At 37.5% G+C, this 12,008-nt stretch carries 11 protein-coding genes and 2 tRNA genes; 1 reads left to right on the top strand and 12 read right to left on the bottom strand.

What is annotated here, in order from left to right; genetic code table 11:
• Nucleotides 1-92: 92 nt before the first annotated feature.
• From EV203_RS12370 to EV203_RS12405, 9 genes are read right to left on the bottom strand one after another with little or no spacing between them, the layout of a single operon-like run.
• Nucleotides 93-1,001: a beta-1,2-mannobiose phosphorylase gene (locus EV203_RS12370; protein WP_132040818.1), complete on the bottom strand. Its 909-nt coding sequence runs from the start codon at nt 999-1,001 to the stop codon at nt 93-95.
• A gap of 3 nt (nt 1,002-1,004) precedes the next feature.
• The gene (locus EV203_RS12375) at nt 1,005-2,888 is read right to left on the bottom strand and encodes a beta-galactosidase trimerization domain-containing protein (RefSeq protein ID WP_041587252.1); all 1,884 of its coding nucleotides are present in this window, start codon (nt 2,886-2,888) and stop codon (nt 1,005-1,007) included.
• 43 nt (nt 2,889-2,931) lie between these two features.
• Nucleotides 2,932-3,105: a hypothetical protein gene (locus EV203_RS13480; RefSeq protein WP_011024576.1), complete on the bottom strand. Its 174-nt coding sequence runs from the start codon at nt 3,103-3,105 to the stop codon at nt 2,932-2,934.
• Between the two features lie 12 nt (nt 3,106-3,117).
• A complete protein-coding gene (locus tag EV203_RS12380; RefSeq protein WP_132040819.1) occupies nt 3,118-4,098 on the bottom strand; it encodes an ABC transporter ATP-binding protein in 981 nt (326 codons plus the stop codon).
• On the bottom strand, nt 4,095-5,075 hold the full coding sequence (locus EV203_RS12385) for an ABC transporter ATP-binding protein (RefSeq protein WP_009610546.1): 981 nt from the start codon (nt 5,073-5,075) through the stop codon (nt 4,095-4,097). Before EV203_RS12385 ends, EV203_RS12380 begins: the two co-directional genes overlap by 4 nt.
• The gene (locus EV203_RS12390) at nt 5,076-5,957 is read right to left on the bottom strand and encodes an ABC transporter permease (protein WP_011024574.1); all 882 of its coding nucleotides are present in this window, start codon (nt 5,955-5,957) and stop codon (nt 5,076-5,078) included.
• Nucleotides 5,954-6,940, bottom strand: a complete 987-nt coding sequence (locus EV203_RS12395; protein WP_009610540.1) for an ABC transporter permease — start codon at nt 6,938-6,940, stop codon at nt 5,954-5,956. Before EV203_RS12395 ends, EV203_RS12390 begins: the two co-directional genes overlap by 4 nt.
• 23 nt (nt 6,941-6,963) lie before the next feature.
• Nucleotides 6,964-8,814, bottom strand: a complete 1,851-nt coding sequence (locus EV203_RS12400; protein ID WP_132040820.1) for an ABC transporter substrate-binding protein — start codon at nt 8,812-8,814, stop codon at nt 6,964-6,966.
• Between the two features lie 36 nt (nt 8,815-8,850).
• On the bottom strand, nt 8,851-9,909 hold the full coding sequence (locus tag EV203_RS12405) for a LacI family DNA-binding transcriptional regulator (RefSeq protein WP_132040821.1): 1,059 nt from the start codon (nt 9,907-9,909) through the stop codon (nt 8,851-8,853).
• Between the two features lie 209 nt (nt 9,910-10,118).
• Between EV203_RS12405 and EV203_RS12410 the strand changes: the two genes are divergently transcribed.
• Nucleotides 10,119-10,841, top strand: coding sequence for a pseudouridine synthase (locus EV203_RS12410; RefSeq protein ID WP_009610537.1), 723 nt, complete (start codon nt 10,119-10,121; stop codon nt 10,839-10,841).
• Here the strand turns inward: EV203_RS12410 and ymfI are convergent.
• The 3 genes from ymfI to EV203_RS12425 form a co-directional block, all read right to left on the bottom strand.
• Nucleotides 10,834-11,571 (bottom strand): elongation factor P 5-aminopentanone reductase, encoded by a 738-nt coding sequence (gene ymfI, locus EV203_RS12415; protein WP_011024572.1) that lies wholly within the window; start codon nt 11,569-11,571, stop codon nt 10,834-10,836. The two genes, EV203_RS12410 and ymfI, sit on opposite strands and share 8 nt — an antisense overlap.
• A 142-nt stretch (nt 11,572-11,713) precedes the next feature.
• Nucleotides 11,714-11,788: transfer RNA gene (locus tag EV203_RS12420), tRNA-Gly, on the bottom strand.
• Nucleotides 11,789-11,913: 125 nt separating this feature from the next.
• Nucleotides 11,914-11,988 (bottom strand) — tRNA-Asn (locus tag EV203_RS12425).
• Nucleotides 11,989-12,008: the final 20 nt, after the last annotated feature.

Raw genomic sequence — 12,008 nt, forward strand, 5'->3', positions numbered from 1 at the left:
ATGTTGGAAGAAGGGTATTTTTTTGTCTTTTTGCCCTTTAAATGCCTCAAAAATTTTTTAATTACCCCCTTGACATTTTACCGTTTGTCTTTTTAAAATTTTACTTTTTGTTTTTCCACAGCTGCAACGCCTATGCACGTATCAGCTGCACCGTAGTAGACGTAGAATACTCCATCTATCTCCACAGCGCCGCAGCTAAATACTACGTTTGGCACTAATCCTTCTTTTTCCCAAGGTAACTCCGGCTCTAAAATAGGTTCTTCTTGCCTTGCTATAACCTTTGACGGGTCCTTCAAGTCCAAAAGCGCTGCTCCCAGCCTGTACACGTTGTTTTCATCGACTCCGTGGTAGATTAAAAGCCAGCCATCTTCCATCTTGAGTGGGGGTCCCGCTATGCCTATTTTCTTAGAGTCCCACCATCCCTTCCTAGGAGACATTATAATTTCATGGTCATGCCAGTTAACCAAATCTTCTGAATAAGCAATCCAGATGTCAGGCATTCGCCTGTGAAAAAGTACATACTTGCCATTTATTTTTTCGGACAAAAGTGCTGCATCTTTATTAGGTTCATCTAATACTATTCTATGTCCTTCCCAGCTTTTTAGGTCCTCTGACCATACCATGCAGATTCTAAAATCTAACCAGTCCCTACCTCCAAATCCAGTATAGAGCATATAGTATTTTCCTTCTAGCTTTGTGATTCGGGGGTCTTCTACACCCCAAGCCTCCTGAGGAGTTTCCCCCACAAGGATAGGCTTGTCAAATCTCTGAAAATTAATGCCATCTTCACTTACAGCATATCCAATAGAGGACACGAATTTATTTTCTTCCTGCGGTTTTTCGATATTTAACACAAATTTATTGTTAGAGGCTCTGTAAAAAAGGTGCACTTTCCCATCTTCGTATATAGCAGCAGCATTAAAAACCGCAGCCCTTTCCCATTCGTGTTCTTCTATTGGAGAGAGGATAGGCTTATCCCTTAATCTTTCCAATCTGAACATTATTTATACCCCCTTTTTAAGCCAAAATGCAACTACTCCATTGGGTGCTATAGCGAAGTTTTCAGGGTTAATCTCTCTTTTATTCACTAAATCTTCAATTTTCTCATTAAACCTCCCTTTATCTTTTAATTTTACCCCAATCCTCACCTCCTCATTTTCGTGGTTTATAAGCAAAATTAATTTTCTGTTTTCAAAGTTAAATTCTTTTACTTCCACATACGGCGAATCTACCTCCACTTCATAAACAATGCCAGCTAATCTTTTTGCAAGTTGATAAATCTTAAAAGATTCATTGCTCTTATATACATCTGGCATGTAACTTAGATAAAGCTCTATTGGATAGGTCACAAGAATTGCTCTTCCTTTTCCATACTGATTTACTATTATTGAAGGATTGCCTTCTTTATCTTTTGCTATTGTTTCTCCTTTTATCGGCTTTAAAATAAGCCTTTTGTTAGAAGGTAAAGCCTTAAACTCAAGCCTAGCAGGCAAAATTTCTGATTCAATTTCTACATTTTCCTCTCTTGGCACCATGAAATATTCTATTTTTACGCCAAAAACCTCTTCAAAACCTTCAATAGCGATTCCATCGTAAGAAAGGTAGAGAGTCCCACCTTCTTTGACAAACTCCATGACCTTAAGCCATTGGGAGTAAGTCAAATGCCCCTTCCTATAGGCAGATGGCACTATCAAGAGTTTATACTTTTTAAAATCATCCTCCGGTCTTATCAAGTCCACATCAAGTCCTGCTTGTTTTGCCAATATAAAGCTATTGAGTAAAATTCTAAAATTCCTCTCCGGCGTGTAATCTTTCCCCACAAACAAAGCTTCATAGTATTTATCAGGAATTATAATCGCTGCATCGCTTTCCTTAGGTCTTAACTTCTCATATTCTACTTCCCTTAAAAATTCAGAAAATGCCTTCATCTCAAGAGCAGCTTTTTTAGGTCTGCCCTCCACTGTAGTAATGCCAAATTGAGTTTCAAAAGGAGTAGAATTATAAGGTAGTCTTTTTCCTACAGAAAAATCCCCAAAACACCAGGCAATAGCACCGATAGATCCATTTGCCAGAAGACTGTATAGCACTACCCTGTAATAATCCCCTTCTACCTCTTCTCCCATCATCAAGGTTGTAGCTCCAAATTCCTCCATTAAAACATCTTTTTTCCCCATCCCTTTAGTCAATTTCACAGAAAAAGGAGCCATATAAGTGCTTCTTGTAGAGTTGACAGGGTCTAAACAAACATCTGTGTATATGGGATAAAAATGCATACACAGAAAATCATTTCCTTCCGCCATGTCTTCTGGATAGAAATTATTATTTGTAAGAAGAGAAGCTTGGTGAATTCCCAGCGTCACAGGATGTTTTTTGTCATACTTTTTTATCTCATTTGACAAAACATAATTCCAAAGCCACGCATCATGCCTTGAATTTGCTTTTACGTAGTTGTCTGGCTCATTTGACAGGTCCCAAAACAGGATAGCATCTTGATCTTTATATCTTTCGGCAAAAAACCTCACTAGCTTGAGCTGGTATCTTAGCATGTAAGAATCGCTGTATATATTTTTTCCTTCCCGCCACGGAACATCCCAATTCTCTCCGCTCATATGTCCCACAAAAAAAGTGGGAGCAATTCTCATGTCTACTTCATTGCATATTTTTATAAGCTCGTCAAATTTTTGTATGGCTTCTTCAGAAATTACATCCGGCTGAGGTTGAAAATCCTCCCAAAAAAGATTTATCCTCATGACATTAAGCCCCAAGTTTTTGGCTTCTATAAATTCCTTTTTTATCTCCTCATAATTCCACTCTTTCCACATTTCAATCCCGTGATTTCTTGGCCAGTAATTAGCTCCTAGGATAAAGGTTCTTTTGAAGATATCCATCTCATCTCCTCCATTACTTTTTCTGTTCAATTAAAATTTCTCCTCATCTTTTTTTCTTGTACTTATTTGCCATTATCATCAAAACAGTAAGCAATGAAAAAAACACAGAAGCTAATACGAGCAAAAATTCTCCGCCGCTTTTTCTAAAAGCAACCATCCAAAGTACAGATAAGAAAACTACTAATATAGAAATAGAAAAAGCCAACTTTTCATTCACACTTTCTCACCTTTACTTTCCAAAGACATGACAGGCTACTTGATGTCCCTCTTCTATAGTAACCAAAGGCGGAACTTCTTCTTTGCACTTCTCAGTGTAATAGTTGCAGGCGTGAGCAAAAGGACACCCTTTGCTCTCTTTAGTTCTTATAGGCACATCATAAGACCTCAACTGCTCTAATACTCTATTCCTAGCAAGCTCAGGGTCTGCAATAGGACTGGAGTTTATCAAAACTCTTGTATAAGGATGAGCTGGATTTTCCAATATCCTGATTCCTCTTCCTTTTTCCACTATCTTCCCGCCGTAGAGTACAACAATTTCTCCTTTTTCAAAAGTAAAGTACTTTGCAGCTCCTATATCGTGAAGAACTAACACAACTGCTATTCCGTAAAGGTCATTTAAATCTTTAAAAAGTTTTATTATAGCTGCCCTTAATGACATATCAATCATGCTTATAGGTTCATCGGCAATTATAACCTCTGGGTCCGTAGTTAAAGCTCTAGCAATAGCCAATCTCTGTCTGCCTCCACCTGATAAATGGTGAGGATATTTGTTAAAAAAGTATTCTGCTGGCACAAGGCCTATCTTTTCCAGTAAATCTTTTGTCCTTTGATAAAGAGTTTTCCCATTTACTCTCTGGGCATTCGCCAAAGGGTCTGCAATTATCTTGTATATAGTTTTCGCTGGATGCAAAGAAGCATAAGGGTCTTGGTGAACGTATTGAACTTTTCCTCTCAATTCCTTTCTTCTTCTTTTGTCTATTTTGTGTATGTCCTCCCCAAACCACAAAACTTCCCCAGAAGAAGGTTTTTCTAAATCTGCCATTATACGCGCAAGAGTTGTTTTCCCCATTCCGCTTTCTCCTACTATGACAAGCCTATCTCCCTTTGAGATCTCTAAATTTATGTCTTCTAAAACCACTCTGTGTTTCTTTTTAAAAAAGCCTCTGGAAAATACTTTGCTTACATCTTTAATTTCAATTATCTTGCTCATTTTAATGGTCTCCCTTCTTCATACAAATGACATGCCACGTGCGCTTCTCCATCTAACCTTATCCATTTGGGTTTTTCTTTTTTGCATATTTCCATAGCATATTCACATCTTGGATGAAATCTGCACCCAGAAGGTGGATTTAAAAGGCTAGGCGGATCTCCTGGGATTGGCTTTACCTTTGACATATCTGCATTCACAGCCATAATAGAATTTATAAGCCCTCTTGTGTACGGATGCAGGGGATTTTTAAATATCTGAAAAGTAGAGTTGTACTCCACTAAATTTCCGCCGTATATAACTGCGACCTTATCCGCCAGTTCCGCTGCTACAGCAATGTCATGTGTTACAAAAATCAGTGTGATCTTCAACATTTTTTTAAGTTCTTTCAAAAGCTGTATTATATGAGCCTGTGTTAAAACATCTAATGCAGAAGTAGGCTCATCTAAAATTAAAACTACTGGGTCTAATAAAAGCGCCAGAGCGATCAAAACCCTTTGCTTCATACCACCAGAAAGCTGTAAAGGGTAAGAATTTAATACTGCCTCTGGGTTTAATCTGACCATTCTCAATTTTTCAGAAGCTTTCTCTATTAGTTCGCTATGACTCCATCTCACCCCATGAGCTTCTACTGTATCTTTAAAATGTTCTATTACTTTCATTGTCGGGTTTAAAGACTGCTGAGCAGCTTGCGGTACTAATGCAATCTCTTTCCAGCGAATCTTCCTCAATTCCTCTTCTCTCATAGTAAGAAGGTCTTTTCCTTTATATAAAACTCTACCTGATAAAATTCTACCGTTAGGTGGAAGGGTCTTTGTCATAGCTTCAATTATAGTGCTTTTACCAGAAGCACTCTCCCCTACAATAGCAGTTACGGAGTTTTCCAAAATATCTAGCGAAATCCCATCAGCAGCTTTTATAGTCCCTTCTCTTACTAAATAAACTGCTCTTAAGTCCTCAACTCTTATGATTATGCTCAATTATTCATTCCCCCTAAGACGCGGGTTGAATACTTCTTCAACCCCTTGTGATAAGAGTATTCCGCCGTAAATTAGAAGCACTATGTTTAAGATTATGAAAAATATATAGTGAAATCCTTTAGCAGTATACAAGGCTCCTGCTTGATAGAGCGCGTAATTTAACATTATACCCCAGTGGGTTGGGTCAAATTTAGCTAACCCTAGAAACATAAGCCCAACAGAAAATTCCATTGCTCCTTTTATCTGCATTACAAAGTTGATAAAAATGTAGGGAATCAAAAGTTTTGCAATATCACTAAATAATATATATCTTAAAGGCATGTTAAGCATTTTAGAAGCTTCAACAAACTCTTTAGACTTCAAAGAAAGCACTTGAGCAGAGATCTGCTTTGCTAGTGGAGCCCATAGCCAAACAGCCACTAACAAGGCGATTTCCACCACGTTTAAATTGTAATTCATAAATACTGCCGCTAATATGAGAAGCGCAGGAAAAGAAGGTATAACCAAGAAAACCATTATAATAGCATCTATTGCTCTGCCTACAATCCCTTCTAAGTAACCTCTTGCAACCCCTATTACTGTACCTATAAGAACTGCAAAAAAGCTAGCAAGCATTGTAAGAGATATTACAGATCTAGAACCGTGAACAATTTGTTGAAAAATGTCCACCCCGAAATAATCCGTCCCAAAAGGATGCTTTAAAGAAGGCTTCTGATATCTTTCTGCAAAATTAGAAGTCATATCTAAAGGTACAATTAGAGGTCCAACAGTTGCCATCAAAATGAAGAAGGTTAGTATGATAAGTCCAATTAATGATTTTTTATTAACCAAAAGCGGTTGTATATAATCATAATAAAAATTTTTCAAACTCTCTTTTCTCATTTTAACTTCACCCTCGGATCAATTAATGCGTACACAAAATCTGCTACAAAAGTTGCCACTATTACACCTATTACAATTAAACTAAAAAGTCCTGTTAAAAGCCCAAAGTCTCTTACTGCAATTGCCTTTCCAAAGTAAAATCCTATTCCGGGATAATTAAATATTGATTCAACAAGTGTTTGTCCTCCTAACATATACCCTATCCCAATTGCCAGACTTGCCACTAATGGAAGCATTGCATTATTCCTTATATACTTAGAGGCAATCACAGAATCTGCTAATCCTCTCATTTCAGCAAATCTTATAAAATCTTCTTCCATAACCTGTGCAGTGTTACCTCTCATAGACAAAGTCCAAGAAGCCATCTGAGGTATAGCTACAGCTAAAATGGGGCCAACTGCGTGAAGTAAAACCTTCCCGATAAAACTTATCGACAGAGAAGGTTCCATATCCACAGGATAAGCTCCTCCAAGAGGCAAAAGTCTAAATCTTACAGAGAAAACAAATAAGATTAATACTGCTAGTATAAAAGGCGGAATTGCCTGAATTATACTAGCGAGAGTAGAAATAAGAGTATCTATTGTTTTACCCCTTTTTTGAGCAGCAAATGCCCCCAGGTAAATTCCAATACTAAAACTTATAAAAGTCGCCAAAGAAATCACAAATAAAGTCCAAGGCAAAGCCCTCGCTATGATTTCATTTACACTAGTGTTGTAAAAAGTAGAATAACCAAAATTCCCTCTTAAGAGATTGTTCATAAATTTTACATATCTTGTTACTACAGACTCATGAGGGTCTATTCCCATCATCTTATGAGCTATCTCCAGCGCCTGTTCAAACTGCATATTCCTCTGTTGGGCAATATAAACAGCCAGGCCATAAGCGGGGTCGCCTGGCATATTGTTGACTAAAACAAACACCCCGCTTATGGCAATAACAAACACTACAAGTAGATACAATAGTCTATTTACAAAGTAATTCATCTTTTATCCCCGCCTGTTATTTGTTATTTTACTGGGACTAGCTTACCTGTGGTAATGAGAAGGTCGTATACTCTCTCAATTCCTCCTGGCGCCAATGACCAAATTGGGTCTTCTTTTGACGGCCATCCTGTAACTCTGTACCCGTCATTGTAGTAAATAGGCAATACTTTCTCATAAAGAGGTATCACTGGCAAATACTCGTTTGTAATGTATGCGAGCTGTTGTATTATCTCCATAGCTTTATTCTCATCCTGGAGATTCTTCTGCAATTCCAGTACTAAATCATACGGCGAGAGTTCTCCCCAAGGTGTGTTATACTTGTCTTTTGCAGGGAAGCTGGTTATTGCAGACACATCGCCGTCATACAATCTCTGATAACCCGTCAAAGGATGAGGATAACCCCACCATGCAGAACCAAATTCAATAGCCGCGTCATAATCTCCACTTCTCATTACTTGGTCTCTCATCCCTTCAGGAATGAGCTTCATCTCCACTTTAAACCCAAAGCTATTAAGCTCTTGGACTACCTCTCTTGCAGCTAATACCCAGTCATTGTGAGGACCGTATACTGACAGAGTAAACGCTACAGGCTGTCCATTAGGCTGTTGCCATGTATCTCCTACTTTCTTGTATCCAGCATTTTTCAATATTTCCTCTGCAGCAGCTGTATCAGTATTATACTTTGTAAGTTTCTGCAACGTATCTTGGGTTATCCATTTGGATTCCATGCTCTTTAAAATGCCGTCAGCATAGTTCTCATAGCTGTTCGCTTGCCACACAGATACATCTCTTATTTTGTTTCTGTCCAAAATATGAGCAATAGCTTTTCTCAAGTTTAGGTCTTTAAATAAAGGCTTCTTGAAGTTAAACACCAGTGATATATCTGATAGATCCGAAACTGTCAATACGTGCAATTTCGGATTCAATGTAGAAAGTTGTTCTACAACATCTTTAGGCATAGAAGGATGAGCCGCATCAATTTCATTAGAGATTAAAGATGCCCATACAAACTCATTTGAAGACCATTTCTTGAAGATAACCCTATCAATTTTCATCTGAGAAGATGCCCAATGGTATTTGTTTGCTTTCATTTCCATTTCTGATTGCGTAACCTTTACCGGTTCAAAAGAACCTACCACCGGCAATTTCCCCAAAGTCTTAAAAGGCGCAAAATCATTGACTTTCTTCCTAAATTCATCAGATTTCTTTTCATACTCTGTCTTCATATCTTCTGGAACAGGTTTTCCTTCTGTCTGAAGATAGAATATCTTTTTACCCAAGTCAGCCACTTCTTTAGCTTGGTCTACAAAATCTTTGTACACATGCACAGGCGCCAAAGAAGCCATCGCTCCATCTGTCAGAAGGGTATGCACAAAGGATGAAGAACTTGTCTTTGAGAGATTGAATACCACTGTATGGTCATCAGGTGCTTCTACTGATTCTATGTCATAAGGCCACTGCCACATCGCCTGTATGAAATTTACTGTATTTACTACATCCTTGGAAGTAAAAGGTTCCCCATCGCTAAACTTTGCATCTTTCCTCAAATTAACTGTAACTTTGTTTTCTTCCACTTTCCAGCTCTCAGCTAACCTAGGAATGTATTCACCTGTCTGAGGAATGTAATAAGCAAAGGGTTCATATACAAACCACCATGCACCACCTACACCGCCAGGACCAAATGGATTGCCATGGAATGGAAATGGCCAATCTGTAGCAAGTCTTATTTCTCCAGTTTTTACGGTTTCCTGTGGCTTTGTCTCTTGAGTAGCCTCTTGTGACGGTTTGGTCTGTTGACCGCATCCGGCGAAAATCCCAGCTGTAAAGAAAACAATTACAAAAATCGCAATAAATTTTTTAAGCACGCTATTCATTGTTTTTCCCCCTCTTCTTTCCTAATTGAATTTAAATTACAGCAATTCTCTAACAGATTGTCTTTCTACAAATCCCACCTCCATTCTTATGTGGTCATGGAATTCTTTAGGATTGTCCATGCGCCACAAAAGCCTTTTTACAGCTTTTATACCCATAAGCTCTTTGTTTATGTGTATAGTAGTCAAAGGCGGCGTCACAATATTGCACATGTCTATATCATCAAAGCCAACAATAGACACATCTTTAGGAACCTTTATACCCATTATATTTAGGGCATTATACAAAGTTATAGCATTGCTGTCATTACTGCAAACCCAAGCTGTAGGAAATTCCTTTAATTTTTTTAATCTATTTGCAACCTCCTCATAATTTTTACTAAGCACGTGCCTTTCAACATCCTCAGTAACGCAGTAGTCTTCATTTACAGGTAAACCAGCGTCTCTCATGGCTTCCTTAAATCCCAGCCATCTTTCTCTAAAGCTTAAAGAAAAGTCTTTTTCTCCAAAAAAACCAATTTTTTTATGCCCTTTTTCTATTAAGTACTTCGTCCCTCTATAGCTCCCCGGAATATTCTGTGTAAGAACGGCATCAGTGCTAAACATAAAAGAAGCGTGGTCTACTAAAACCGTCGGAATATTGTAGCTTAAAATTTCTGCAAGAAATTCGTCTTTTATAGTCCCCACTACCAAAATCCCCGAAACCTTCCTGTTTTCTATGCAAGATGGAATTTCAAATAAATCTTTTTTCATAAAATTAACTAAAACGTCGTATCCATTAGCCTTTGCTTCATTTTCAATTCCCCATATGACCTTAGTGTAAAAATTAGTATCTTTAAAATTTCTCTCTTCTATTATGAGACATATGTTTTTTAAATGGCTTTTTGATAAAAACGATGGATTTTCCTCAAAATACCCCATCTCTTCTGCAGTTTTTATAACTAACTTCCTTGTCTCTTCGCTCACCCCTACCTTGTCATTCAGAGCTAAAGATACAGCATTAATTGATAAATTTAATTTCTCTGCTATATCCTTCATTGTGACTCTTTTGCGTTTTGTAGTGGTCAAGCTCAACACCTCTGATAATCGTTTTCTCATATAAAATTATACTCCATTTAAATTTAATTATCAAGTAAAATTTACTTTAATTATTCGACATTTTACTTGAATTTATCCGAAATCATCCATTAATTTGTCACTTATACGTTTAAGCCAGTTTAAATGCTGGAAATTTACTTGAAAAGTAAAGTTAATTAAAGAAAAGAATATGTGGTATAATTAAAAAGCAACCAAAAGGAGGGTTTGTTATGGCAAAAATGAGATTAGACAAATTGCTATCAAATATGGGAATAGGTACAAGAAAAGAAGTGAAAAAGTACATAAAAGACGGTTTAGTAGAGGTAAATGGAGAGATAGTATTAGACCCTTCTAAAACCGTAGATACAGAAAAAGATGAGGTCTTATTCGATGGGGAAAAAGTAGAATACAAAGAATTTATATACGTGATGATGAATAAACCCCAAGGAGTCATCAGTGCAACCCACGACAAATCCGAAGAAACCGTGATAGACCTTCTTCCGGAGGAAATTGCTTTAAGAAAAGTCTTTCCTGTAGGAAGGCTTGATAAAGACACGGAAGGCCTACTTATAATAACAAACGACGGAGAGCTTGCCCACAAACTCCTTTCTCCAAAGAAAAAAGTGGTAAAAAAATACTATGCCGAAGTATTAGGAAAAATAACTGAAAAAGACGCAGAAAAATTTAAAGAAGGAGTAATACTTGAAGATGGATACAGGACAATGCCATCGCAGTTAGAAATAATTGAATCTTCCGATATTTCCAAAGTGTATGTTTACCTCACAGAAGGAAAATACCACCAGGTAAAGAGAATGTTTGAAGCAATAGGAAAGAAAGTATTATACCTTAAAAGGCTTTGTATGGGAAAGCTCCAGTTAGATGAAAATTTAGAGCCTGGAGAATGGAGAGAATTGACAGAAGAAGAAGTAAATTTATTAAAGGAAACTATATAAAGCCCCCGTCTACTGTAATCACTTGACCTGTTATAAAATTCGCCTTATCAGAAAGCAAAAACAAGACTGCGTTTGCCACGTCCTCAGGTTTTCCTATGCTCATTAAAGGTATTTCTTCAATAAGATGCTTTTTGTCCTCTCCATTTAAAATGTTATTCATCCGGGTATCAATAACTCCAGGCGCAATGCAATTTACCCTTATTTTCGAAGGCCCTAATTCCTTTGCTAAAGCCTTAGTAAAAGCTATAACTCCTCCTTTAGAGGCGGAGTAATGCACTTCACAGGAAGCCCCTGAAATTCCCCAGATTGAAGAAATGTTTATTATGCTCCCTTGCTTTTTGGGGAGCATATACCTTAAAACACTTTGAGTACAGTTAAAAAGCCCTTTTAAGTTGACATTCATCATCCTGTCCCAATCTTCTTCTGTTATTTCTACAAAAGGTTTTATCTGTGCAATTCCTGCGTTGTTAATCAAATAATCAATGCGTCCAAATTTTCTGTAAATCTCATCTATCATCTCGTCCACTTGTTTTCTATTACTTATATCCGCCTGGAAAATTTCTGCATAGCTGAAATTTTCTCTTATGTAATCCCTAAGCTCCACTGCTTTTTCGTAACTGCTATTGTAGTGTATAGCAACAGAAGCCCCTTCTTTTGCTAATTCAATACATATGCGTCTTCCTATATCTCCAGCACCACCGGTTACAATGGCCACTTTTCCCGTAAGCATTTTTTCACCTTCATTTGAAAATTATTGTGTAGAGGCAGTACAAATAAATTTTTATAAAAAAATAAAATTATGTCAAGATATAAAGTAAGCACCAAAAAAGGGTTCGGGCATCTTATGAAATGCCTCGAACCCTTCATTTTCTTGGAGCGGATGACGGGATTTGAACCCGCGGCCCTCAGCTTGGGAAGCTGATGCTCTACCGCTGAGCTACATCCGCACACTTTAATTTTACATTACATAACTACATCGTGTCAACTATTAATGTCATTTCTCTATTAATATAAATACGACAAATCTAACTAAATTCCTTTTTCTAAATCAAAAATTTTTATCTAAAATAGTTGGCTCCTCAGGTAGGATTCGAACCTACAACCTACCGGTTAACAGCCGGTTGCTCTACCCTTGAGCTACTGAGGAGCATTTATTCCGGCAGCGAC

Source organism: Caldanaerobacter subterraneus (genome assembly GCF_004345675.1).
Lineage (GTDB): Bacteria > Bacillota > Thermoanaerobacteria > Thermoanaerobacterales > Thermoanaerobacteraceae > Thermoanaerobacter > Thermoanaerobacter subterraneus.

Coding starts and splice junctions, on each gene's coding strand:
- EV203_RS12370 (WP_132040818.1), bottom strand. CDS start 1,001: ATGTTCAGATTGGAAAGATTAAGGGATAAGCCTATCCTCTCTCCAATA.
- EV203_RS12375 (WP_041587252.1), bottom strand. CDS start 2,888: ATGGATATCTTCAAAAGAACCTTTATCCTAGGAGCTAATTACTGGCCA.
- EV203_RS12380 (WP_132040819.1), bottom strand. CDS start 4,098: ATGAGCAAGATAATTGAAATTAAAGATGTAAGCAAAGTATTTTCCAGA.
- EV203_RS12390 (WP_011024574.1), bottom strand. CDS start 5,957: ATGAGAAAAGAGAGTTTGAAAAATTTTTATTATGATTATATACAACCG.
- EV203_RS12395 (WP_009610540.1), bottom strand. CDS start 6,940: ATGAATTACTTTGTAAATAGACTATTGTATCTACTTGTAGTGTTTGTT.
- EV203_RS12400 (WP_132040820.1), bottom strand. CDS start 8,814: ATGAATAGCGTGCTTAAAAAATTTATTGCGATTTTTGTAATTGTTTTC.
- EV203_RS12405 (WP_132040821.1), bottom strand. CDS start 9,909: ATGAGAAAACGATTATCAGAGGTGTTGAGCTTGACCACTACAAAACGC.
- EV203_RS12410 (WP_009610537.1), top strand. CDS start 10,119: ATGGCAAAAATGAGATTAGACAAATTGCTATCAAATATGGGAATAGGT.
- ymfI (WP_011024572.1), bottom strand. CDS start 11,571: ATGCTTACGGGAAAAGTGGCCATTGTAACCGGTGGTGCTGGAGATATA.